Below are 24911 nucleotides of genomic sequence, written 5' to 3'. Positions count from 1 at the left end.
TTGCTAGCCGGTATACCAGAGAACTTATTCCCCTTCCCCCGGGAACAGGAACGGGTTGATGGAACTGCGGGCGAAGCCCTCCTGTTCCATGCGCGCGTCCAGCACCAGCGAGGCGAGGTCGTCGGCCACGGCTTCCACTTTCGGGTCTTTTTCCTGATAGAGAATCTTCAGGTAAGTCCCGCAATCGCCGCAGCTTTCGGCTTTCACCGCAGCCTGCTCATTTTCCAGCGACCAGTAGTGTAAGTCGCGGCTCTGTTCGCAGTTACTGCATTTTACGCGCACGACATGCCATTCGGTTTCGCACAGGTTACAGTGCAGATAACGCAGCCCCTGCGTGGTGCCGATCTGCACCATGCTGGAGACCGGCATCGAACCGCACACCGGGCAATACTGGCGCGCTTCACCGTATTCCGCGCGGGCTTTGCCTGGAATCAAGCTGGCCATTTGCGCCCAGTAAAGGGAGAGCGCGGCCCAGATAAACGGGGCTTTATCGCTGCTGACGGAGGCAAAATCCGAGGCAAACAGCGCGCTGGCCATCTGCTCCAGCTCCTGCTCGGAGGCTTTCTCCAGGTTCTCAATCACCGCCAGCGCGGGGCCGCTCATCTCGGGTTTTAGCTCGGCAATTAACGAATGCAGCAGTTTTTGCCAGTGCTTATCACGCGGCAGCACGTGGATATCCAGCGGCGGCTTGCCCTGGTCGTTCGCTTCTTTAATACGTGCGGTCAGATCCATCTCCAGCGGATGGTCGTACAGCACCACTTCCTGCGCGTGCGCGATAAGCGCGGCAAAGCGCAGGTAATCGCCCAGCGGGTTATTTTCAGCCAGCTCGCGCAGACGTTCGGCGCGGCGGTTGTAGACGTTTTTGAGTCGGGGGAACAATAACGGCGGAATCATATCCGCCGTACGTTTCTCGCTCGACCCCAGCTCATCTTGCGGGATTATGCGAATACTCATTCAGTTTCTTTTTCCGTTGTCTTGCGGACTTCTCGGTACCAGCGTGGGTGATGTTTCTTCGCCCACGACCGGGTTACCCAGCCTTCCACCATCGCGGTAATGGTGCCTTTCACCCAAAGGGCGGCGTAGATATGCACCATGATAACCACAATTAACGCTACTGCGGCAAAAGAATGCAACATTAACGCGAATCGGATCACCGGGATTGAGAAAGCAGGCGCAAAGTACGGACGCCAGATAATTACCCCGCTCACCAGCAGCAGCACCAGGAAGATAATCGCCGCCCAGAATACGCATTTCTGACCGAAGTTATAACGCCCGGTGTCACCCACTTCCTCGTTGACGACGATCTTACGAATATTCTTCGCCCAAAAGATATCATCCCGATTGATTAGATTGTGGTGCCAATAACGGAAAAACATGATGATGAACGAGGCAAACATAACCACGCCCACAAACGGGTGCAGAATTCGCGCCAGTTGTGGGGTGCCCAGGATATGCATCAACCAGTTGAAGGATGGGAATAAAAAGCCCAGCCCACTCACCGCCGCCAGCACGAAACAGAAGGCGACGATCCAGTGGTTGATGCGTTCCGGCGCCGTATAGCGCACGATGGTGTCACGTCGTTTCATTTGCGCACCTCGTCTTTCTCTTCATGCAGGTTGTCATCTTCCTCTTCCGCGCGGTTCGGGCCGACGCCGACATAGTGGAAGACGCTGGCGGCAAAGGTCGCGGCAAAACCGAACGCGGCGAGCGGTTTCCAGACGCCTTTCCAGAACTTAACGGTTTCGCTGATTTCCGGGTTTTCCGGCAGACCGTGATACAGATTCGGCTTGTCGGCATGATGCAGCACGTACATGACATGCGTACCGCCTACGCCCGCCGGATCGTACAGACCCGCGTTGTCATAACCACGGGTTTTGAGTTCCGCCACCCGCTCGCCCGCCAGCGTTTTCATATCCTCTTTCGAGCCAAAATGAATGGCGCCGGTTGGACAGGTCTTCACGCAGGCCGGTTCTTGCCCCACGGTCACGCGGTCGACGCACAGCGTACATTTATAGACGCGGTTGTCTTCCGGGTTAAGGCGCGGCACGTTGAACGGGCAGCCAGCGATACAGTAGCCGCAGCCGATACACTGCTCGGACTGGAAGTCGACAATACCGTTAGCATACTGAATGATCGCCCCTTCCGCCGGACAGGCCTTCAGGCAGCCGGGATCGGCGCAGTGCATACAGCCATCCTTACGGATCAGCCACTCCAGTTTGTCGTTCTGTTCCACTTCCGAGAAGCGCATCACCGTCCAGGATTTCGCGGTCAAATCAGCCGGGTTGTCATACACCCCGACGTTATTGCCCACTTCATCACGGATGTCGTTCCACTCGGAGCACGCCACCTGACACGCTTTACAGCCGATACAGGTGGTGACGTCGATGAGTTTCGCCACCTCTTCCTGGTGGTCCCGCGCCTGGGGCGCGGGGGTGAAACCGTTAGTGGCGGAACGACGAATGATGTCTTGCGATTGATAAGCCATAGGTCGTCTCCGTTACACCTTTTCCACGTTCACAAGGAAGGATTTAAACTCCGGCGTTTGCGTGTTCGCATCACCGACGAAAGGCGTTAACGTATTGGCGATAAAGCCTTTTTTCGCCACGCCTTCGTAGCCCCAGTGAATAGGAATACCGATGGTATCGATATCCTTGCCGTCCGCTTTCAGCGTGCGAATACGCTTGGTCACCACCGCTTTGGCTTTGATATAGCCGCGGTTTGAGGAGACCTTCACGGTATCGCCATGCGCGATGCCGAGCTTATTCGCCAGCTTCTCGCCAATTTCCACAAACTGTTCCGGCTGGGCGATAGCGTTAAGCAACGCGTGCTTGGTCCAGTAGTGGAAGTGCTCGGTCAGACGGTAAGTGGTTCCGACATACGGGAACTTATCCGCTTTACCCAGCGCGTCGGCATCGTCTTTAAAGATACGGGCGGCAGGGTTAGAGATAACGTTCGGGTGCAGCGGGTTAGTGCCCAGCGGCGTTTCAAACGGCTCGTAGTGTTCCGGGAACGGCCCTTCCGCCATCTTATCGATAGCAAACAGGCGACCCATCCCTTCCGGCTGCATGATAAACGGTCCGACGTCGCTGCCGGGCGCGGCAGCGCTGTAGTCCGGAATATCCCATCCGGCCCATTTTCCGCCTTCCCATTTCAGTAGCTGACGTTTCGGGTCCCAGGGATTACCCTGCGGATCGGCGGAGGCGCGGTTATAGAGGATGCGGCGGTTAAGCGGCCATGCCCATGCCCAGCCCAGCGTGTTGCCGAGACCAGACGGGTCGGCGTTATCACGACGCGCCATCATGTTGCCTTCCGGCGTCCAGCTACCGGCGAAAATCCAGCAGCCGCTGGACGTCGTACCGTCATCACGCAGTTGCGCGAACGAACTGAGCTGTTGACCTTTCTTCACTACCACCGCGCCGGTTGCCGGGTCGATAAGATCGGCCAGCGCTTTACCATTACTTTCCATCGCCACTTCTTCAGAGGCGGGTTCGTATGGTTTGGTGTAGTTCCAGGTCATATTCAGCACCTGTTCCGGGTTGGCGCCGCCCTGTTCAGAGTACATCTTACGCAGGCGTAAGAAGATACCGGCGAGGATTTCGCCGTCGGTCATGGCAATTCCCGGGGCGTCCGCGCCCTTCCAGTGCCACTGTAACCAACGACCGGAGTTAACGATGGAACCATTTTCCTCGGCAAAACAGGTGGAAGGCAGACGGAACACTTCGGTCTGGATTTTTGCGGGATCAACGTCGTTCGACTCACCGTGGTTTTGCCAGAAGGTGGACGTTTCGGTGTTGAGCGGATCGATAGTCACCAGGTACTTCAGTTTGGAAAGCGACGCGACCACTTTGTTTTTGTTCGGGAATGAGGCCACCGGGTTAAAGCCCTGGCAGATATAGCCGTTGACCTTGCCCTGTTTCATCATCTCGAAGTACTGCAGCACATCGTACCCTTTGTCCCACTTCGGTAGCCAGTCGAAGCCCCAGCTATTTTCCGCTGTCGCTTTATCACCAAAGAAGGCCTTCATCATCGAGACGAAGAATTTCGGATAGTTGCCCCAGTAGTTGACCTGATCCTTCAACAATGGCTTCGGCGTATTGGCAGCCAGATAGGTTTGCAAATCGGTCTGTTTTTCGCTCGGCAGCGTCAGGTAGCCCGGCAGACTTTGCGACAGCAGTCCTAAGTCGGTCAGTCCCTGAATGTTGGAGTGACCGCGCAGGGCGTTAACGCCGCCGCCCGCCATCCCCATGTTACCGAGCAGAAGCTGGATCATCGCCATAGTACGGATGTTCTGCGCGCCGATGGAATGCTGCGTCCAGCCCAGCGCGTACAGGAACGACGCGGTTTTATCTTTTGCGCTGGTTTCTGCAATGTACTCGCACACTTTCAGGAAGTCCGCTTTCGGCGTACCGCAGATATTTTCTACCACGTCCGGCGTATAGCGTGAGACATGCTGTTTCAACAGATTCCAGACACAGCGCGGGTGTTGCAGTGTCGTATCGCGTTTGGCAAAACCGTTTTCGTCCAGCTCATAGTGCCAACTGGTTTTATCGTACTGCCGCTTGTCTGCGTCATAGCCGGTGAACAGACCATCATCGAAGCCAAAATCTTCACGCACGATCAGGCTGGCATTGGTATAGGCCTCGGTGTATTCACGGTTGTATTTTTCGTTGGTCAGCAGATACAGCATCACGCCTGACAAGAAGGCAATGTCAGTACCAGAGCGTATTGGCGCATAGAAATCGGCCACCGACGCGGTACGCGTAAAGCGCGGATCGATCACAATCAGCTTCGCGCCGTTGTGAATTTTGGCTTCCATCGCCCAGCGGAACCCGACCGGGTGAGCTTCTGCGGCGTTACCGCCCATCACCACGACGAGGTTGGCGTTCTTGATGTCGACCCAGTGGTTGGTCATCGCACCGCGACCAAATGTTGGAGCAAGACTTGCTACCGTTGGTCCGTGTCAGACACGCGCCTGGTTGTCGACCGCGAGCATACCCAGCGCGCGGGAGAATTTTTGCGTTAAATAACCCGTCTCGTTACTGGATGCGGAAGCGCACAGCATCCCGGTGGTGAGCCAGCGGTTAACGGTAACGCCTTCGGCGTTCTGCGCCTGATAGTTGGCGTCGCGATCTTCCTTCATCAGTTTAGCGATTCGGTCAAACGCTTCTTCCCAACTGATCTGTTGCCACTTATCTGAACCCGGCGCGCGGTATTGCGGGAATTTCAGGCGGCTTTCAGAGTGGATAAAGTCCACCAGACCGGCCCCTTTCGGGCACAGCGCGCCACGGCTTACCGGATGATCCGGGTCCCCTTCGATATGGAAAATAGATGCTTTGGCGTTTTTCGCACCGTCGCCGAGGCTGTACATCAACAGCCCGCAGCCAACGGAACAGTAGGTGCAGGTGTTACGGGTTTCGCGGGTGCGCAGCAGTTTATATTGCCGTGTTTCCGCTAGCGCTACGCCGGGCGCGAAGCCCAGTGCCGCCGCCGTGGTGCCTGCCATACCGCCAGCGCAGATCTTAAAGAACTGCCTTCTGCTGACCTGCATGGTTTGCTCCTTGTTTCGACATTGTCACTTCTCTTTCACATTTCTCTATCCGAAACGCTCAGGGAGTGGTTGTTATTTTTCTTTGCGGACGGGCCCGCAAAGGTTCAGAATTGGATAAATTTTCCTCCATCCGGGAGGAGTTGTAACAGAATACCATAATGTTGGTGTGTGTGTTCTTATATGGTTAAAAGAAAGTGAACAATATACTGTCTGAAGAAGTCCTAAATGTGACTGATTTCACAACCTCACGCCAGTTGACTCTCTGGAAACGCGAGGATTTGCAGTCCCCCCAACTTGATGATGTTGCCGAGGAAGTGCCAGTGGCACTGGTGTATAACGGTATTTCGCATGTCGTTATGATGGCCTCTCCGAAAGATCTGACGCATTTCGCAATAGGGTTTTCTCTGTCGGAAGGGATCATTGACAGCCCGCGTGAAATCTATGGCATGGACGTTGTGCCGTCCTGTAACGGACTTGAAGTGCAGATTGATCTTTCCAGCCGTCGATTTATGGGGCTGAAAGCGCGTCGTCGCGCGTTGGCCGGACGTACCGGTTGCGGCGTATGTGGCGTGGAACAGCTCAATGACATCGGTAAGCCGGTGCAACCGCTGCCGTTTAGCCAAACGTTTAATCTCGGTAACCTTGATCGCGCGTTAAAACATCTGAATGATTTTCAACCGACGGGTAAGCTGACGGGTTGTACGCACGCTGCGGCGTGGGTCATGCCGTCGGGTGAACTGGCGGGGGGCCATGAAGATGTCGGACGCCACGTTGCGCTGGATAAACTGCTCGGCCGCCGCGCCACGGAGGGTGAGGAATGGCGGCAAGGCGCGGCGCTGGTTTCCAGTCGTGCGAGTTACGAAATGGTGCAGAAGTCGGCGATGTGCGGTGTGGAAATTTTGTTTGCGGTTTCTGCTGCCACCACGCTCGCGGTTGACGTCGCTGAACGGTGTAATCTTACGCTGGTGGGGTTCTGTAAGCCGGGTCGGGCGACGATTTATACCCATCCGCAGCGGTTAATCGCAGACTAAAATAGTACCCTCTACATTTTCGTAAAATATATATTTTCTCAATTTTACAGCCTCTCTTGATAACGGAATCACGTATAATGGCGAGGCCATACAGGTTTTAATCGTTTTTATGCTGGGCCGCAGCTTATTCCAGCCATTCACGAGGCGCTTGCTACCCGGTAATACTTCGAACGAAAAAAGCGCCCCTGGGGCGCTCTTTCGGCAGTCGCTAACGACTTATTTGCTCAGTTTAGCGGTCATATGCACGCGATTTGCAGCGTGAAAAGCTTAGAACTCACGCTCAAGATGATAGCCATTATAGGTATCGATGAGTTCGTTATAAGCTTTAACCACAGCCTCATAAGAACCATCTACCATATCGCCGCTGCCGCTATTGAGGTAGTCCTGCTCATGCGAGGTATACGCCACGTTATCGCGCACACGCCGAATGCGTTTTTTCACCTTGCCCTGGAATTTTTCCAGCTCAGAAATAAAGCCAGGGAAGCTACGATGTTTATCTATATCAACGTTGATCTTCTCGTTTAGCTTCTGAGTATGCTCTTCAAAATCAGCGAGCTGTTTGCTTACTGCCGCCACATCAAAAGAATCATCAGCTACAGCGTCATTAAGCGTCTCGGCTTCCTGCATCGTCAAAAGCGTATAGTACTTAATGGATTTACCTTCTTTCTTCTCGGTCGCCTTAATTTCATTAGCCGCATGCTGCTTACTCATAATGGTAATCTCGGCGATATATTTCTTCGCAATGGGATCAAACTCATCGAACTGTTTTATAAACGTTTTATGGAACGCTTTAGCGCCAGCAAAGGCATCATCCTTGAAGTTATCTTGATCATAGTATTTATTCATACTATTGATTGTTTCAGCTAGTGGCCCAGCCGCATTAATAAATGCCAGAGCAGCACTATCCAGAGAGGCAAACGCCGGCTTTAATTCAGCCGCCGCCTTGATGTCTTTCCGGCAGTCCTGGATAAATGCAGGATACACAGGAACCAGCGGAGAGGGATCGTCTTCCTTACCGGTAGGACCGATGCGGAAATCGTCGAATGTGTTAGCATAACGATTTACAGCACGGTAAATATCTGCCTGGAGATTATTATAACAATCAATGTAAACATTCAGCTTTTGGTTCAGAACATCGTTCGCATCTGCGCTTTCCGCTGATGTGGGTTGTGTATTGCTCGCTGATGAATCCGCACTCTGAGCTACAGGTTGTTCGTCCGCTTTTTTTTCATCACAAGCGCTTAGCCCGGCAGTCATCAGCATAGCGATAATAATTGATGATAACAAATCCTTTTTCATTAGAATAACCTATAAATAATATCATTGAAATTTACAGATTCATTTTAATGAAAAAAAACAGGTATGTAATTTATTCAACACAAAAAATACTTAATCCATATTTCATTATAATTAACATTATCAATATCAATGTGTTCGTTAAAATAAGAGAACCCCAACGTAAATATACAAAAGGCAATTAAATGAAAAGGAATTTATTATCCTCAGCGATAATCATTGCGCTAATGACCCTGGGCGCAACAGGATGTGATGACAATAATGTTAAAACCGAGGCGACGCCGGCCGCCAGCAGTCAGCCTGCGACGCCAGCGCCTTCTCAGACGCCGGAAACGCAATCTGGCGAAAGTCCAGCGCAGCCCCCAGCAGCGAAGCCAGAAACGGCAACTCAGCCCCCGGCGGCGAAGCCAGAAACGCCAGCTCAGCCGGAGGTTGACGCTGAAGAAGTTTATAGTGAAAAAATGGATGTCTATATCGATTGTTTTAATAAACTTCAATTGCCCGTTCAGCGCAGTCTGGCGCGTTACGCGGATTGGGTGAAAGACTTTAAAAAAGGTCCGACAGGGAAAGAGAGCCTGGTTTATGGCATTTATGGTATTACGGAGTCTTACATAACGAATTGCCAGAAAGAGATGAAACAGGTGGCCGCCTTAACGCCATTACTTGAGCCTATTGATGGCGTTGCCGTTAGCTATATTGATAGCGCCGCCGCGCTGGGTAATACCATTAACGAAATGGAAAAATATTATACCCAGGAAAACTATAAAGATGATGCCTTTGCTAAAGGTAAGGCGCTGCATCAGACATTACTGAAGAATATCGAGGATTTTAAACCCGTCTCGGAAAAATATCATGAGGCTATTCAGGAAATAAATGACAGGCGGCAATTGACACAGTTGAAGAGAATAGAAGAAGCGGAAGGTAAAACATTTAACTATTATTCTCTGGCTGTCATGATTTCGGCAAAGCAGATCAACAAGGTTATTTCTGCCGATACCTTTGATGCCGAAGCGATGATGAAAAAAGTCGCGGAACTGGAAACAATGATTGCGCAATTGAAAGAAGTGAATACTGATGGCCGTAATTCTTCTTTCATCAGCTCTGCGGCTGATTATCAGCTACAAGCTAAAAAATATATTCGTCGCATCAGAGACAATGTTGAGTATTCTGATTTTGAAAAGAAACGGGTGCAGGACCCTGCAACAGGATGGATGGTTGCGGATTCTTATCCGGCGTCGTTGAGAAGTTATAACGAGATGGTGGATGATTATAACCGCCTGCGTTGAGTGACGGCACATTAACTGCGCACATGCTGGCGCAAGTGCCTATAAAATTACGCTATAACGCCAATAAAAAGCGCCGATCAGGCGCTTTTTTCGTTTATGTATTCTTCATCAGGCAATATCCGTAAAAATAGCTGACGTAAACATTAACTAAAGAGAGCTATTAGAAAAACCAGTAATCTGAAGCTATCACAAGATGTTGACGTCACGCTGGAAGGTACTGGTAGTGTCATTGAGGATCGGCATTTATATGGAAAGCATTTATCCCGCCTGATGCGAAAATTCTGAGCCACTTCAGCATAGGGCGGCCCAGCCTTCATCACTTATAGGGTGTCACGTCCAACTGTTCTGTAAGACGTTAATTAATACCCGCCATTCGTAATAACGCGGTCACCACTGCAGCGGCGATAATCACCACAATAAGCGGCATTTTACGCCAGGCTAAAAATACGGCGAAGCCAACCCCAAGAACGCGCGCCATTCCGGCAAAATGTTCGCCTTCGTAAAAGGTGGTCGCCAGCGCGACGGAGAATAGCAGCACCGTTGCCGCATCCGAGAGCAGCGCCTGTGAACGCTCAGACAGCGCCAGACGGCTGCCAAGTTTCGCGCCGCCGAGGCGCATCAAATAGGTTCCCGCAGACAAAAGAGCAATACCGATAATAAATAGCGTCATATTGCCCATTATTTTTTCCTCGCCAGTAGGCCAAGCAGCGAAAGCAACACCGGCAATCCGGCAGCCACAAAGGGAACGGCGGCAAGCGACAGCGCGGCGCCGCTGCAACCACGAATCAATGTGGTGCGGTTTTTAAACGCCGGGATCACCAGCGCCAGTAAGATTGCCGGGAATACGGCATCCAGACCGATGGTTTCTGGGGCCGGGAGCAGTTTGCCGACACCTGCGCCAATCAGTGTGCCAATCGGCCAGAATAGGGCGACGCCCAGACCGCATAGCCAGTAGGCGGCTTTACGTTGTTCGGGTGTTTTTTGCGACAGGCCGAACACCACGCTCTCATCATTCATAATATGGCAGCCGAAAAAGCTGGCGGCGCGGGTGCCAACCAAATCGCGCACCGTTACGCCAAACGGCACGTGGCGCGCATTCACCAGTAGTCCTGCCGCCGCCGCCGCTAACGGATTGCCGCCGCTGGCAACAATGCCGATAAACATAAATTCGGACGCGCCCGCCAGCACAAAAATAGAGAGGACAAACGGCACCCACAGTGGGAAACCGTAGGCCATCGCCAGTGAGCCATAGGACATGCCGACGACGCCCACGGCCAGGCACACTAAAAATATCGCTTTTATCGTGTCTCCCTTGAGACAGGAAAAATAGTGTTTCATCTTCTTTAGTCATATCGAACGAATTTTCATTATAATGAACGGAACAGATTTGCTTTACAAGACGAACATTTCGTTCGTTATAGTGAACGTTGGATGCTTTATGACACAACCTATTAGCGTCATTGCCAGAAGCCTGGTACGCGAACGCCAGCGAACCGGACTGTCGCTGGCGGAGATTGCGCGGCGCGCAGGCATCGCTAAATCTACGCTTTCACAACTGGAAGCAGGGAACGGCAACCCCAGCCTGGAGACGTTATGGTCGCTATGCGTCGCGCTCGACATTCCCTTTGCCAGGCTGCTGGAGCCGCAGGTACAAAAAACGCAGGTGATTCGCCGCGGAGAGGGCACCAAAGTCGTGGCGGAGCAGGCGCATTATCAGGCGATATTACTGGCGGCGTGTCCGCCCGGCGCGCGGCGTGATATCTATCTGCTGTTGACGCAGCCGGGGGCCGACCGGATCTCTCATCCGCATCCGCCGGGGTCGGTGGAACATATTATTGTTACGCAGGGAAAAGCCCTCGTCGGCTTAACCGAGGCGCCGGAAGAGCTGGCGGAGGGCGATTACATTTGTTATCCCGGCGACCAGGCGCATATCTTTAAAGCGCTGGAACCGGATACTCAGGCTATCCTGGTAGCGGAGCAGAATTGAAATTGCCGGATGGCGGCGTAACCGCCTTATCCGGCCGACAAAAAATAAAACCGTAGGCCCGGTAAGCTTGCGCCACCGGGCACACGACTTACTGCAGATAGAACACCTCTTTTAGCTCTGCGCTGACCGGGCTGTTATCCGGATTCGCGGGCATAACGTCACGCATATGTTTCCACCAACGCTGGCAAACGTCGGTGCTGGCAACGGCGTTCCAGCGCTCCTCGGATTCAATCTCAACGGTGGCGAACAGCAGATTGCGCTCCTGATCGAGATAAATCGCGTAGTGATGCGCGCCGTGAGATTTTAATACGGCTTCCAGCTCCGGCCAGATTGGGTTATGACGACGCTGATACTCCTCGTGCGCGTCGGCATTTACCTGCATCACAAAGGCTTTGCGGATCATAACGCCTCCAGGTACAGCTCGCGAACTTCATCGCGGCTGGCGGTGCGCGGGTTACACGGCGCGCACGGGTCGGCGAGGGCTTTATCCAGCCAGCCTTCGATATCTTCTTTTGTGACGCCCAACGTGCTGAAACCTTCTGGAATGCCGACGCGTTTGCTCAGCGTACGGATAGCGTTAATCGCTTCCTGACTTGCGGCCTCGTCAGACATACCGCGCGTCTCCACGCCCATCGCCTGTGCGATGCGGGCAAAACGCGCGACGGCGTTCGGACGGTTAAAGTTCTCGACAATTGGCAGCAGGATAGCGTTGCAGACGCCGTGCGGCAGGTTGTGGGTTGCGCCCGGCTGGTGCGCCAGCGCGTGAACCAGCCCCAAACCGGCGCTGTTGAACGCCATACCCGCCAGGTACTGGCCGAATGCCATTTGCTCACGGGCTTCGAGGTTATGACCATCGTCAACCGCTTTCGGTAGCCACACATTGATTAAGCGAATCGCTTCCAGCGCGTTAGCGTCGGTGAGCGGATGCGCGCCAACGGAGACATAGGCTTCCACCGCATGGGTCAGGGCATCCATGCCGGTTGCGGCGGTCACAGACGCCGGGATTTCCAGCATGACGCTGGCGTCATCCACGGCAATATCCGGGATGATATTCGGGTCGATGATCACCTCTTTGACCTTACGGGCAGAGTCGATAATCACCGCGTTGCTGGTCATCTCTGCCGCGGTACCTGCCGTAGTATTAATCGCTACCAGCGGTACGCCGGCGTTTTTCACTTTGCCGACGCCGGAGTAGGCGGTAGATGGACCTGGGTTGGCGGTCAGAATTTTCACCGCTTTTGCGGTATCGATCGGGCTGCCGCCGCCGAAGGCGATAATGTAGTCACATTCTGCGCTCTGATACGCCGCAAAACCTTTCTGCACCAGCTCTTCTGTCGGGTTTGGGAACACCTCATCAAACAGGTGGTAAGACATTTGATGTTCATCCAGTGCGCTAAACAGGCTATCCAGCAGGCCCAGCTTTACCAGTTGACCATCGGTAACGATCAGCGCTTTGCCCCATTGCTTATTCGCCACGAGGTTCACCATATCGGCAATCGCTCCAGCGCCATGCAGGCTAATTTTTGGCAGTGCCAACATAAAGCTCATCACTATTCTCCTTAAAAAAATTCCCTGTTGCCCGATGGCGCTACGCTTATCGGGCCTACGGTAAAATGCGCACCGGCCTGTAGGCCGGATAAGGCAAAGCCGCATCCGGCGTTGAGTTGGGAGGTATCAGTACAGCGCTACGGCGCTGGCCAGCGGTGTCACGCCAAAACGTTTGCCGAGTGCGACCAGTTCTTCGCGCGTGATGGTCTGCTTCATACCGCCCATCGAATAGATTTTGACTAATACCTCAGCGGATTTCTCTGCGGTATCTATCAAACCGAAGGTTTCATCCAGCGTAGGTCCGCTTCCGAACACGCCGTGGAACGGCCACAGCACCAGCGAATGTTTCTGCATTTCTTGCGCGGTGGCCTGGCCGATTTCATCGGTGCCTGGCACCATCCACGGCAGAATGCCGACACCGTCCGGGAATACCACCAGACATTCGGTGCTGCCTTCCCACAGTTTGCGGGTGATCAGCGCAGTGTTGTTTTCCAGTACGTAGGTGAGGGCGATCAGGTTAGTCGCATGGCAATGCATAATGACGCGGTCTTTGCCGTGGGTGGCTTTGATGCGTTCGCAGTGGGAGAGGAAATGCGCCGGGAGTTCAGAGGTGGGTACCGCGTCGTGGGTTAAGCCCCACAGAATGTGGTAGCCTGCGCCGTCGCTGTCGATTTTGACCACGCCTATATTGGCTGCCGGATCGAGCTGCACGTTGCGGAAGAATTTGCCGGAACCGGTAACGATAAACGGCGTATTCGCCAGCAGCGGCATGGGTTGACTTAGCGCGATATAGCGTGGTTTTTCGTGAAAATTAGTCGCAAAAGGCGCGATATCGGTTTCATCCAGACGTAGCGTCAGGTTACCGCCATTACGTTCGTCCCACCCTTTCAGCCACGCATCAGACGTGGCTTTAATCATGCCCTGGACAAACCAGGAATCGGTAATATTTTGCATGTTCGTGTTCCCATTCATTGCCCGAAGGTTATTCGGGTCTTACGTAGGCCGGATAAGCGCAGCGCCATCCGGCAATCGTGTTTCATTTATTGCCGGATGGCGACGCGGGCGTCTTATCCGGCCTACAGATCAGGTGTCGCTGTCAGCTACGTTTGCTCAGGATCTCTTTTTCATAGACGCGAACGCTGTCCAGCCACTGGCTGCCAGCCGGCGTGTCGTGACGCTGGCAATACATTTCCCAGACGGCCTGCCACGGCAGAGATTTTTGCTCTTCCAGCAGCGCCAGACGCGCGGTGTAATCGCCGCTGGCTTCAAGCTGACGCAGTTGATCTGTGGGTTCCAGCAGAGCGCGCAGCAGCGCTTTTTTCATGTTGCGGGTACCGATAACCCACGCGGCGACACGGTTGATAGAGGCGTCGAAGAAATCCAGGCCGATATGCACACGGTCGAACAGGTTATGACGGACGATCTCGCTGGCAATTGCCTGGGTTTCATCGTCCAGGAGCACCACGTGGTCGCTATCCCAGCGTACCGGGCGGCTGACGTGCAGCAGCAGCCGTGGCACGTAGAGCATGGCGGCGGAAATTTTGTCGGAAATCACTTCAGTGGGATGGAAGTGGCCCGCATCCAGGCACAGCGCGGTCTGACGGCTGGTGGCGTAGCCCATGTAGAACTCATTGGAGCCGACGGTGTAGCTTTCCGCGCCGATGCCAAACAGTTTGCTTTCGACGGCGTCGATGTGATGCGCCGGGTCGAATTTCTCGCTAATGACCTCATCCAGCGCTTCCAGCAGGCGCTGGCGCGGGGCTAAACGGTCGACGGTAATGTCTTTCATGCCGTCCGGAATCCAGATGTTCATCACCGACGGCGTACCGAGCTGCTCACCAAAGTATGCCGAGACGCGGCGGCTGGCTTTGCAGTGATCGATCCAGAACTGGCGAATTTTCGCGTCTGGATGAGAGAGGGTAAAACCGTCAGCGCTCAGTGGATGAGAAAAACAGGTGGGGTTGAAATCCAGCCCCAGCCGGTTCGCTTTCGCCCACTCCACCCAGTTTTTAAAATGCTCCGGTTTGATCTGGTCGCGGGCAACCGGCGTATCCGACTCAAGGTAAATGGCGTGTAGGTTCAGCCGTTTTGGTCCTGGGATCAGACGCAGCGCCTGTTCCAGATCGGCGCGCAGTTCGGTGGCGTTGCGTGCTTTGCCCGGATAGTTGCCGGTCGACTGAATTCCGCCCGTCAGCGAACCTTCCGGGTTCTCGAATCCGGCAACATCGTCGCCCTGCCAGCAGTGCATGGAAACCGGCAGGCGATCGAGCTGGCGCAGCGCCTCCTCGACATCAATACCTACTGCGGCGAAACGTTGTTTTGCCAGTTCCCAGGCTTGTTCCAGTTGAGTGGTCATGCGCAAAGCTCCTTTGTCTGTCGTTTGGGTTGAAACTGCGCAACGTGGCGGGCAATTTCACTATCAGGATTAGGGATATAGGTTGTCAGGTCGTAGTTAGCGCTGACGACCTGACGGAAGTCATCGACGTTGTTTAATTCGTCGAGGGTCATAAGCTGAATACCAATATTGCCAAGGGTGGAGGCTTCAACCGGCCCGGCCATCACGCGAATGCCACATGCATCGGCGCACAACTGGTTGAGTAGCGCGTTTTGGCATCCGCCGCCGACAATATGCAGTTGGGTAAATTTTTCGCCGCGCAGATTTGCCAGTTCGTGCAGAATGTCGGCATACAACAGCGCCAGACTGTCGAAAATGCAGCGCGCCAGTTCGGCATCGCTGACGGGAACGGGCTGGTCGGTCTCGCGACAGGCTGCCTGGATTTCAGCGCGCATATCGTCAGGATTGATAAAGCGATCGTCATTCGGGTTAATCAGGAAACGGCAGGCCGGCAGCGCTTCTGTTTGGGCGATAAGCGCAGGCAGATCGGTAATGCGCCGTTCTTTCAGCACACGCTGGAGCAGCCACAAACCCATAATGTTTTTCAGTACCCGATAACGCCCTTCCGCGCCGCCTTCGTTGGTGATATTGGCGGCCAGCGCCTCGTCAGTGGTGTAAGGTTTTTTGCTTTCAAAACCCATCAACGACCAGGTGCCTGAAGACAGGTAAGCGCTATGTTTATTTGCCAGCGGAGAGGCAATAACGGCGCTGGCGGTATCGTGGCTGGCGACGGCTACCACCGGAATACGGTTGCCCTGCGGGCAAATCCAGTCGCCGATAACATTGCCAGGGTGCGAGGGGCGACCGAACCAGCTCTTTTTCGCGCCAGTCCACGCCAGCAGGGTATCGTCCCAGTCATCGGTATTGATATTGACCAACTGGGTGGTCGTGGCGTTGGTGTATTCCCAGTTCATTTCACCGGTCAGGCGGTAACTGAAATAATCGGGCATCAGCAGCGCATGAGCGACCTGCGCTGTTAACTCAGGCTGTTGTTTCGTCAGCGCGCGTAGCTGATAGATGGTGTTAAACGGCAGAAACTGAATCCCGCTGCGGCGATAGATTTCGCTTTTGCCGATCTGGACCAGCGCTTGCGGCATGATGCCCGTGGTACGGTTATCGCGGTAGGAGACCGGCAGGCCGACACGCTGACCTTGTTTATCCAGCAGGACATAATCGACGCCCCAGGTGTCGATGCCGATGCTGTCGATAAGAATGCCTTCATTGCAGACTTTCTTCAGACCAAGACGGATATCCTTTTCCAGACTGTCGATGTCCCAGGTGTCAAACCCGTCTGTTTTTTGTAGGCAGTTCACAAAACGGTGAATTTCACGTAGCGTCAGGGTGCGGTGTTTGCTGTCGTAACGCGCCAGCATCACGCGCCCGCTGGATGCGCCGAGATCAACCGCGACACAATGGCGAAAAGTCATAATCAGGTCCTTCTTAGAGTCATTGCGCACAGTCTAAAAAAGCCCTCAAAGACCTACCTTCTCGTTACTGACAGGAAAATGAGCCGCTGGCAACAAGGCAAAGATGAACGTGATAGCGTTCACAGTTTCTACTAATAGGCCGGTGTGATGTCGTCCGCATTTCCCGCTTTTTCCCGCCTTTTCTTGAAAAAAAGACCATGTTTGCGCGCTTTAGCGTCAAAAATTTAAGGTGAGGCCGATAACCCTTAATTACTATTCGGACATGTTGAATTCAGGAGGAAGCAACCATGACCGTACTGCATAGCGTGGATTTTTTTCCATCAGGTAAAGCGCCCGTGGCGATTGAACCTCGTCTGCCGCAAGCCGCTTTCCCTGAACATCATCATGATTTTCATGAAATCGTGATTGTGGAACACGGTACGGGCATTCATGTATTCAACGGGCAGCCGTATACCATCAGCGGCGGTACCGTGTGTTTTGTTCGCGATCACGACCGGCATTTATATGAACATACCGACAACCTATGCCTGACGAATGTACTGTGGCGTTCACCGGACGCCTTCCAGTTCCTGGCGGGGTTGGATCAATTGCTGCCGCAGGAGCAGGATGGTTACTATCCTTCTCACTGGCGGGTGAATCAGAGTGTGTTGCAGCAGGTGCGCCAGTTGGTCGGTCTGATGGAGCGCGCCGGAGACGGTATGGATGCGCCTGCCGTGGCGAATCGCGAAATTTTGTTTATGCAACTACTGGTGTTATTACGCCGCAGTAGCCTGATGGAAGGCGCGACCAATAACGACGCCAAACTCAACCAACTGATGGCATGGCTGGAAGACCATTTTGCGGAGGAGGTCTGCTGGGAGGCGGTAGCCGAACAGTTTTCGCTGTCGCTACGCACACTGCATCGTCAGCTTAAACAGCATACCGGCCTGACGCCGCAACGTTACCTTAATCGCCTGCGTTTGATCAAAGCCCGGCATTTATTGCGCCATAGCGATCATAGCGTGACAGAAATCGCGTACCGCTGCGGTTTTGGCGACAGTAACCACTTTTCGACTCTGTTTCGCCGAGAATTTAACTGGTCGCCGCGGGATATCCGCCAGGGACGCGATGCGATAATCCAGTAACGCGAACGCTATCAACGTTTTCGTCGCCAATATGCTGATAATTATACCCTTTAATACCGGATGGCGGCTGCGCCTTACCTGGCCTACGGCGGCGAGCGGTAGACAGAATAAGCGTAGCGCCATCCGGCAAGCATTCAACATGAGGTGCTGCGGTGGCAAATCAGTTAATCCTTTTGAAAAAAGATTTTTTTACTGATGAGCAGCAGGCCGTTACGGTTGCCGATCGCTATCCACAGGATGTTTTTGCGGAACATACGCATGAGTTTTGTGAACTGGTGATGGTCTGGCGGGGCAATGGCCTACACGTTCTTAATGAGCGCCCATACAGAATTACCCGCGGCGATCTGTTTTACATTCGTGCTGAAGACAAACACTCCTATACCTCCGTTAACGATCTGGTGCTGCAAAATATCATTTACTGCCCGGAGCGTTTGAAACTCAATGTAAACTGGCAGGCGATGATTCCCGGCTTTCAGGGAGCGCAGTGGCATCCTCACTGGCGGCTGGGCAGTATGGGAATGAATCAGGCGCGGCAGGTCATTAACCAGCTTGAACATGAGAGTAATGGACGCGATCCGCTGGCGAATGAGATGGCGGAATTGCTGTTTGGTCAACTGGTGATGACGTTAAAACGGCATCGCTACGCGACCGACGATCTTCCGGCAACCTCCCGAGAAACCCTGTTGGATAAATTAATTACCGCTTTGGCTAATAGCCTTGAGTGTCCCTTTGCGCTGGATGCGTTTTGCCAGCAGGAACAATGCAGCGAACGGGTGCTGCGGCAGCAGTTTCGCACCCAAACCGGGATGACGATTAATCAATATTTACGCCAGGTCCGTATTTGCCACGCGCAGTATCTGCTTCAGCATAGCCCGCTGATGATTAGCGAGATTTCGATGCAGTGCGGTTTTGAAGATAGTAATTATTTTTCAGTGGTGTTCACGCGGGAAACCGGGATGACGCCGAGCCAATGGCGTCATCTCAGTAATCAAAGCGATTAACTGGCCATGCCTAAACCGACAATATTCGCCGCGATAATAATTACCACGCAGCCGAGGCTTAATACGGCAACGGGACGGCGGCCAGCATTTTTCCACTCTTTTAGCACCAGACCGACAAGCCCCCCGCACAGCACATAGAAGCTCATGTGCAGCATCCAGCTCATGTAGTCATATTGCGCGGGAATGCGCGCGTGACCCCAGGCATAGAAAAAGAACTGTAAATACCACATCAGACCGCCAAGCGCGGACAGCAGAATATTGCTGATAATCAACGGTCTTGCCAGCGAGAAGTCGGCTTTTATCGACAGATTTTGCACTTTTGCCAGGCGGATAAAACAGAAACCGAGGTTCACCAGCGCGCCGCCGCCCATAATCACCACGTAACTCGGCAACGCGACATAGAGCGGGTCAACGCCAAGCGCGGCAGCAGCTTCATGCATCGGTTTCGCGGCGTTCATGGCAAAAGACATCCCCGCCGAGAAAATACCGCACATCACTGCCAGCAGAAGCCCTTTCTTCAGATTGAACTCCTCCGCTTTAATGCCCATTTTGCGTTCTTTTAACTGTCCGGCGCGCGTCACAATCCCGACGCCGATCAGCGCGACAAAAACGCCAAGTAGCGTCATGCGTCCCCCTTCGGTATGGATTAACACATCGAAGTTACCGTTGATGATAGGCGTCATCAGCGTGCCGACGATAAGCGTAATGCCAATAGCGATGCCGATACCCATCGACATCCCGAGATAACGCATAGTCAGACCGTAGTTAATATTGCCGATGCCCCACATGGCGCCGAACAGAAAAACCGGTAAAAGGGTGGAGAGGTTAAACTGCCCATAATAGGCCCAGAAATCAGGCAGTAACAGAGCGCTAATTGTCCACGGCAGAATAAGCCATGAGACGATGCCGCCCACTGACCACATGGTTTCCCATGACCACTGTTTCACTTGCTTGAACGGGGCATAGAAGCAGGCTGCACTGGCCGCCCCTATCAAATGCCAGAAAATACCCATCGTAATCGCGTTACTCATGACATGTTCCTCATTATTTTTTATGGACGGGATACCCCTTCCGTTTGCATGAGTTTAAAAATTACGCAGCCTGGTAACCTTATAACGATTGCCGCCGTTGGGTGTATTCTGGCAATCAGCACGTTAATGAAGTGATTAACTTCACGTTTTAAAAAAGTCGGAGCGCATCGTGACCGTCTGGATGTTATTTAAATCAGTGGGTAATATTTGTTTTCTAAAATACCTTCATCATAACGACACGAAACGACTTAGCTGGCAACAATGCAAAGAAAACGCTGCGTGAGATCACATAATGGGAATAGTCTGACTTACCGTTTGATAAAAGGGTAGTTATACAGTAATTATTTAATTGTTTTATTTGTATTTACAATTTAAATATATTGAAATTAACGTTAGGAATCAATGAAATATAAATATAAGGAAATCCCTATATTGGCGTTGTTGATGGAGTTTTGATTTTTATTTTATATGACGAATATGAATTTCATTTATTTTATTTTGCTTTTTGAACATTATCCCAATTTTAAATTAAAGATCTTTGTCTATATTGTCGCCATTCACATTGCGTATTATGGTTGTAACGGTCTGACATGAAACAACGTTTTAATTTTAAATTAAATGGATTCTGTTATGAGAAAATCTCTTTTCTTACTATTACCTCTTGTTGTAACAAATGCGCATGCAGTATATGTCGATGTTCGTCATGAATATCTTGATGACAGTAAAGCTAACTATGACCGTGCGTATATTTCTCATCGGTTTGCGAATGGTGTTGGTTTTGCGATAGAAGCTATCTCAAAATCAGGCGGGGATGACACCAATAAAGCGTTTAATGACCTGGAAACACAGGGTAACGAATATACGATAAGCTACCAATTTAAAACCGGTGATGTCGCCTGGCAACCGGGTTTTGTGCTGGAAACAGGCAACGGTTACTCTACCTATAAGCCTTACTTCCGCGCGACGTGGACATTAAATGAAAGCTGGTGGGTTGGCGCGCGCTATCGTTTTGAATATGTACGCCGTTCTTCTGATATCCGTGATGATGATACCATCAATCGTATGGATGTCTGGGCGGGTTATAAATGGAACAACTTTGACTGGACAATCGAAGGAATTTATAAGAAAGCTGATAAATATGATCTTTACGATGGCGGCAAAGATAACTATGAATATAACTTCAGAACTGCCTATATTATTGATCAATGGTCGCCATTCGTTGAGGTAGGTAATGTTTCCGTCAATAGCAACAGCGATGAAAGACAAACCCGTTTCCGCGTGGGTATAGGCTACACATTCTAATCATTATCCCTGTTTATTATTTATTCCCTTTTCCGGCTACTTTATAGGTAGCCGGTTTTTTTTACCTGTTGATGACCTGCGGATAATTATTATCGCGCGTTGGCCGGATAAGACGCGAATCGCCATCCGGCAACGAGATGCGCAGGAAACTATGCGCTTACATGATGCCCAGTAGACGGGGTAAGAACAGTGTGATTTCCGGAATGTAGGTAATTAATAACAGAACGCCGATAATCGCGCCGTAAAAAGGCAGCAACGGTTTAATCACTTCCTCAACTTTGACCTTACCGACGCTCGCCCCGACATATAAACCACTGCCAACTGGCGGCGTAATGGTGCCAATCGCCAGGTTATAGATCATGATAATGCCGAAATGCACCGGATCGACGCCCAGTTTAGCCATGATCGGCAGCAGAATCGGGGTAAAAATCAGAATGGCCGGACCGATATCCATAAATGCGCCGATAATCAACAAAAAGACGGTAATGACTAACAGGATAACCAGTTTATTGGCGGAAATACCGAGGATCATATCGCTCAGCGCCGCAGGAATATTGGTGATCGACATCGAGAAGGACATCGCCGAAGAGGTTGCCAGCAGGAACATGATGACCCCGGTCATTACCACTGTCTGGAGCAAAATCGAAGGCAAATCCTTAATTTTCAGCGTGCGGTAAAACACCATCGTCAACAATAATGTATACACCACGGCAATCGCGGAGGCTTCAATGGCGGTGAAAATCCCCTGCACAATGCCGCCGACGATAATCACGATCAGTAACAGGCTGGGAATGGCCTCAACGGCAACTTTTAGCGCCATGCCTTTTTGGACGGTGAAGAAAACCCGATAATTTCGACGCTTAGCGACTACCAGCGTGACCAGCATACAGCCAACGCCCCACAGCACTCCCGCGACCAGACCGCCGGCGAACAGAGCGGCAATCGATGTTCCCCCGCTAGCCAGCGCATAAAGGATAAAAGCCGTGGTGGGCGGAATTAACATTCCCGTCGGCGCGGAGGCGATATTCACCGCGGCCGCAAAGCCGCGATCGTAACCTTCGCGCGCGCTCATCGGCACCATCACGCCGCCGATGGAGGTTGAGGCGGCAATTGCCGATCCGGAAATTGCACCGAACATCATATTGCCGACGATGTTGGTATAAGAGAGCGAGCCGGGCAGTTTGCCAGTAAACAGTTTGGCAAAATTGACCAGTCGGGCGGCAATTCCCCCGCTATTCATGATCACCCCGGATAAAACGAAGAACGGCACGGCCAGCAAGGCAAAACTGTCCAGGCTGGAGAACATTTTTTGCGCGGTGGCGAACATCGAAATATCGAAAGGCAGTACCAGCATCATGGTGCTAAAAGAGGCGATAACGATGCAGATCCCGATAGGCGCGCCCATGGCCAGTAAAACAACAAAGACGGCAATTAGCGTACAGGACGCAAAAATAGGGTCAATCATGTGATTTCTCCAGAGTGTGCTCAGTGGTATCCGTGGCGGAATGGATAGCTTTCAGGGCGTCAACGATATTCAGCAGCCCATAGAGGATGATCAGTACGCCCGCGCAGGGGAGTGCGTAATAAATTTTCCCCATCGGAATGCCCAGCGCAGGGGAGATTTGCAGCATAGAAATCGCAGAAATCTTTAAGCCGCCGATAATCAATACCCAAATGGAAAACGCGATAAAAATGACCTGCAGAATAATATCCCACCAGCCACGAATCGTCGGCGACACCTTATCCAGTAAGAGAGTCAGGCTGATATGCTGTTTCTGACCGGCGACAAAAGCCATGCCCAGCATTGATACCCACACCAGGAGAAATCGCAGCATCTCTTCGGTAAGGGTGCTGGGAACGCCCAGAATGTAGCGGCTCACCACCTGCCAGCAGGCGATGCCAACCATTATCGCCAGCACCAGGCAACAGATAGCGCCCAGCAATAAATCAAGTCCTTTTCTGAATGTGTTCATCTTAATTTCCTGATTAGATTAATTTTTTGCTGTCTGGATACGTTGATACAGCCCGTAAAGCCGTGGTTTGTTTTTCAGACCGTCGTAAATAGGCTGTACTGCCTTCTGGAAGGGTTTTTTGTCGATCTCGTAGAATTCAACGTTGAAATCTTTTACCGCCGCCAGCCTGGTTTTCTCTATTTCCTTGTCCCATGCGGCTTTCTCAAATTCGATCGACGCCTTGATGGCGGCTTCGACGATGCGCTGCTGTTCCGGCGTCAGCTTTTCCAGCGTGAGGGTACTCATTAGCAGGATATCGGGAATGCGGGTGTGCATATCGTAGGTGTAATAACGGGCGACTTCGCCGTGGCGGGCGATGGTGAGAGCGAACTCATTGTTTTCCGCGCCGTCGAGAATGCCTTGTTGTAACGAGGTATAGACCTCCGCCTGGCTCATGGCGATGGGCGAAGCGCCCAGCAGTTTGAGAGTTTGGATCGCCGTCTCACTCTGCATGACGCGGATCTTCTTCCCGCGTAAATCCTCAATGCGTTTAACCGGCGCTTTGCTCATATAAAAATTACGCGCGCCGGAATCATACCAGCCTACGCCGACAAACCCCTGTGCGGCGGTGGACTGATAAACAGGCTCCATCACCTGTGGGTTATCCATTACGCGGTAGTATTCATCGACGGTGGCAAACAGGTAGGGAAGTGAGAACACGCCGTACTCAGGCGAAAAACTCTCCATCAGCCCGGACGACACTTTAGTGATGTCGACGACGCCGACCTGCGTCAACTCCACCAGTTCGCGCTCGCCGCCAAGCTGTCCGTCCGGGAAGTACTGTACTTTGATATCGCCGCCCGTTTTCTCTTCAACTTGCTGCCCCAGGAAGTGCAACGCATCTTTTACCGGCTGGCTATTTTCAGCGTAGGCCAGGCGCAAAATGGTTTCGCCGTGGGAGAAGAAAGAGAGTGTGGAGAGTAAGGCCAACGTAGCCAGACGTATAAAACCAGGTTGCTTCATAATTCCCTCGCAATTGTAATAATTTACCGGGAATGTAATTGCATGGTGAAATTATAACCTTCTTGATTTTGCCACCGCTGATAAAAATTGGCACCAAAAGAAAGATTTTGAAACCCTGTTTCACATTTCATGATTTCCAGGAATTCATCAACAGGCGGTTTCGGTTGGAGGCGTAAAAATCGGTTTTTTTCAGCGGATGCCGTAACGTTTATAACCCTGGAAAAAGTACGGCATTGATAATCATTTTCAATATCATTTAATTAACTATAATGAACCAACTGCTTACGCGGCGTTAACACTGTGCCGCTCGACAATAATGGAGATGATTATGAGTTATACACTGCCATCCCTGCCGTACGCTTATGATGCACTGGAACCGCACTTCGATAAGCAGACGATGGAGATTCACCACACCAAACACCATCAAACCTATGTCAACAACGCTAACGCGGCGCTGGAAAACCTGCCTGAGTTTGCTGACCTGCCGGTTGAAGAACTGATTACTAAACTGGACCAGGTGCCAGCGGACAAAAAAACCGTGCTGCGTAACAACGCCGGCGGCCACGCTAACCACAGCCTGTTCTGGAAAGGGCTGAAAAAAGGCACCACTCTGCAGGGCGATCTGAAAGCGGCTATCGAGCGTGACTTCGGTTCCGTTGACAACTTCAAAGCTGAATTCGAAAAAGCAGCAGCAACCCGTTTCGGCTCCGGCTGGGCGTGGCTGGTGCTGAAAGGCGACAAACTGGCTGTGGTTTCTACCGCAAACCAGGATTCCCCGCTGATGGGTGAAGCCATTTCCGGCGCTTCTGGCTTCCCGATCCTGGGTCTGGACGTGTGGGAACACGCTTACTACCTGAAATTCCAGAACCGCCGCCCGGACTACATCAAAGAGTTCTGGAACGTGGTGAACTGGGACGAAGCAGCAGCGCGTTTCGCCGCTAAAAAATAATTTGCATTGCA

At 52.2% G+C, this 24911-nt stretch carries 23 protein-coding genes; 7 read left to right on the top strand and 16 right to left on the bottom strand.

Annotated features, from left to right (window positions below; translation table 11 throughout):
- Nucleotides 1–24 precede the first annotated feature (24 nt).
- The 4 genes from fdhE to fdnG are packed head-to-tail and all read right to left on the bottom strand — an operon-like array spanning nt 25 to nt 5548.
- Entirely contained in the window at nt 25–954 is a 930-nt protein-coding gene (gene fdhE, locus ABVN44_RS20155) for a formate dehydrogenase accessory protein FdhE (RefSeq protein ID WP_000027730.1), read from the bottom strand.
- Nucleotides 951–1586 (bottom strand): formate dehydrogenase cytochrome b556 subunit, encoded by a 636-nt coding sequence (gene fdoI, locus ABVN44_RS20150; protein ID WP_000829025.1) that lies wholly within the window; start codon nt 1584–1586, stop codon nt 951–953. Before fdoI ends, fdhE begins: the two co-directional genes overlap by 4 nt.
- Nucleotides 1583–2485, bottom strand: a complete 903-nt coding sequence (gene fdxH, locus ABVN44_RS20145) for a formate dehydrogenase subunit beta (protein ID WP_000331361.1) — start codon at nt 2483–2485, stop codon at nt 1583–1585. The genes fdoI and fdxH overlap by 4 nt, the downstream gene beginning before the upstream one ends.
- A gap of 12 nt (nt 2486–2497) precedes the next feature.
- On the bottom strand, nt 2498–5548 hold the full coding sequence (gene fdnG, locus ABVN44_RS20140; RefSeq protein WP_077248424.1) for a formate dehydrogenase-N subunit alpha: 3051 nt from the start codon (nt 5546–5548) through the stop codon (nt 2498–2500).
- A 194-nt stretch (nt 5549–5742) separates the two neighbouring features.
- On the opposite strand from fdnG, the gene fdhD reads away from it, so the two are divergent.
- On the top strand, nt 5743–6579 hold the full coding sequence (gene fdhD, locus ABVN44_RS20135) for a formate dehydrogenase accessory sulfurtransferase FdhD (RefSeq protein ID WP_001059739.1): 837 nt from the start codon (nt 5743–5745) through the stop codon (nt 6577–6579).
- Nucleotides 6580–6846: 267 nt separating this feature from the next.
- Here fdhD and ABVN44_RS20130 read toward each other — a convergent pair whose 3' ends face one another.
- Complete coding sequence (locus ABVN44_RS20130; protein ID WP_023232498.1) at nt 6847–7878, bottom strand: YiiG family protein; 1032 nt, start codon at nt 7876–7878, stop codon at nt 6847–6849.
- Between the two features lie 182 nt (nt 7879–8060).
- On the opposite strand from ABVN44_RS20130, the gene ABVN44_RS20125 reads away from it, so the two are divergent.
- Entirely contained in the window at nt 8061–9161 is a 1101-nt protein-coding gene (locus ABVN44_RS20125; RefSeq protein ID WP_000828048.1) for a YiiG family protein, read from the top strand.
- A 355-nt stretch (nt 9162–9516) separates the two neighbouring features.
- Here ABVN44_RS20125 and ABVN44_RS20120 read toward each other — a convergent pair whose 3' ends face one another.
- Together ABVN44_RS20120 and ABVN44_RS20115 are read right to left on the bottom strand one after the other, a co-directional pair.
- Entirely contained in the window at nt 9517–9840 is a 324-nt protein-coding gene (locus ABVN44_RS20120) for an AzlD domain-containing protein (RefSeq protein WP_000527677.1), read from the bottom strand.
- Complete coding sequence (locus ABVN44_RS20115) at nt 9840–10499, bottom strand: AzlC family ABC transporter permease (RefSeq protein WP_000683586.1); 660 nt, start codon at nt 10497–10499, stop codon at nt 9840–9842. Before ABVN44_RS20115 ends, ABVN44_RS20120 begins: the two co-directional genes overlap by 1 nt.
- 100 nt (nt 10500–10599) lie before the next feature.
- Between ABVN44_RS20115 and ABVN44_RS20110 the strand changes: the two genes are divergently transcribed.
- Nucleotides 10600–11148 (top strand): helix-turn-helix domain-containing protein, encoded by a 549-nt coding sequence (locus ABVN44_RS20110; protein WP_001517951.1) that lies wholly within the window; start codon nt 10600–10602, stop codon nt 11146–11148.
- Between the two features lie 88 nt (nt 11149–11236).
- Here ABVN44_RS20110 and rhaM read toward each other — a convergent pair whose 3' ends face one another.
- From rhaM to rhaB, 5 genes are all read right to left on the bottom strand, one after another.
- Entirely contained in the window at nt 11237–11551 is a 315-nt protein-coding gene (rhaM, locus tag ABVN44_RS20105) for an L-rhamnose mutarotase (protein WP_000619478.1), read from the bottom strand.
- Nucleotides 11548–12696, bottom strand: coding sequence for a lactaldehyde reductase (gene fucO / locus ABVN44_RS20100; RefSeq protein ID WP_000009254.1), 1149 nt, complete (start codon nt 12694–12696; stop codon nt 11548–11550). The genes rhaM and fucO overlap by 4 nt, the downstream gene beginning before the upstream one ends.
- A 126-nt stretch (nt 12697–12822) precedes the next feature.
- Nucleotides 12823–13650: a rhamnulose-1-phosphate aldolase gene (rhaD, locus tag ABVN44_RS20095; RefSeq protein ID WP_023232497.1), complete on the bottom strand. Its 828-nt coding sequence runs from the start codon at nt 13648–13650 to the stop codon at nt 12823–12825.
- A gap of 142 nt (nt 13651–13792) precedes the next feature.
- Nucleotides 13793–15052: an L-rhamnose isomerase gene (rhaA, locus tag ABVN44_RS20090; protein WP_000211470.1), complete on the bottom strand. Its 1260-nt coding sequence runs from the start codon at nt 15050–15052 to the stop codon at nt 13793–13795.
- Nucleotides 15049–16518: a rhamnulokinase gene (gene rhaB / locus ABVN44_RS20085; RefSeq protein ID WP_000143959.1), complete on the bottom strand. Its 1470-nt coding sequence runs from the start codon at nt 16516–16518 to the stop codon at nt 15049–15051. The genes rhaA and rhaB overlap by 4 nt, the downstream gene beginning before the upstream one ends.
- Nucleotides 16519–16805: 287 nt before the next feature.
- On the opposite strand from rhaB, the gene rhaS reads away from it, so the two are divergent.
- On the top strand, nt 16806–17642 hold the full coding sequence (gene rhaS, locus ABVN44_RS20080) for an HTH-type transcriptional activator RhaS (RefSeq protein WP_000217112.1): 837 nt from the start codon (nt 16806–16808) through the stop codon (nt 17640–17642).
- Between the two features lie 152 nt (nt 17643–17794).
- On the top strand, nt 17795–18643 hold the full coding sequence (gene rhaR, locus ABVN44_RS20075) for an HTH-type transcriptional activator RhaR (RefSeq protein ID WP_023232496.1): 849 nt from the start codon (nt 17795–17797) through the stop codon (nt 18641–18643).
- Here rhaR and rhaT read toward each other — a convergent pair.
- Nucleotides 18640–19674, bottom strand: coding sequence for an L-rhamnose/proton symporter RhaT (rhaT, locus tag ABVN44_RS20070; RefSeq protein ID WP_000063541.1), 1035 nt, complete (start codon nt 19672–19674; stop codon nt 18640–18642). The genes rhaR and rhaT overlap by 4 nt on opposite strands.
- A gap of 618 nt (nt 19675–20292) precedes the next feature.
- Here rhaT and ABVN44_RS20065 point away from each other — a divergent pair.
- Entirely contained in the window at nt 20293–20976 is a 684-nt protein-coding gene (locus tag ABVN44_RS20065; protein ID WP_000378721.1) for an oligogalacturonate-specific porin KdgM family protein, read from the top strand.
- A 157-nt stretch (nt 20977–21133) separates the two neighbouring features.
- Here the strand turns inward: ABVN44_RS20065 and ABVN44_RS20060 are convergent, their stop codons facing one another.
- The 3 genes from ABVN44_RS20060 to ABVN44_RS20050 are packed head-to-tail and all read right to left on the bottom strand — an operon-like array spanning nt 21134 to nt 23951.
- Nucleotides 21134–22441, bottom strand: a complete 1308-nt coding sequence (locus tag ABVN44_RS20060; RefSeq protein WP_000566800.1) for a TRAP transporter large permease — start codon at nt 22439–22441, stop codon at nt 21134–21136.
- Complete coding sequence (locus tag ABVN44_RS20055) at nt 22434–22949, bottom strand: TRAP transporter small permease (protein WP_001091413.1); 516 nt, start codon at nt 22947–22949, stop codon at nt 22434–22436. Before ABVN44_RS20055 ends, ABVN44_RS20060 begins: the two co-directional genes overlap by 8 nt.
- Nucleotides 22950–22967: 18 nt before the next feature.
- Complete coding sequence (locus tag ABVN44_RS20050; RefSeq protein WP_000812816.1) at nt 22968–23951, bottom strand: TRAP transporter substrate-binding protein; 984 nt, start codon at nt 23949–23951, stop codon at nt 22968–22970.
- A gap of 328 nt (nt 23952–24279) precedes the next feature.
- Here ABVN44_RS20050 and sodA point away from each other — a divergent pair, with 328 nt between their 5' ends.
- The gene (gene sodA / locus ABVN44_RS20045; RefSeq protein WP_000122632.1) at nt 24280–24900 is read left to right on the top strand and encodes a superoxide dismutase [Mn]; all 621 of its coding nucleotides are present in this window, start codon (nt 24280–24282) and stop codon (nt 24898–24900) included.
- The last annotated feature ends 11 nt before the right edge of the window (nt 24901–24911 follow it).

The organism is Salmonella sp. SJTUF15570, assembly GCF_043357055.1.
In the GTDB taxonomy this organism is placed as follows: domain Bacteria; phylum Pseudomonadota; class Gammaproteobacteria; order Enterobacterales; family Enterobacteriaceae; genus Salmonella; species Salmonella enterica.
The sequence above is the reverse complement of the archived record's forward strand: the minus strand, read 5'-3'. Positions and strand labels throughout refer to the sequence as shown.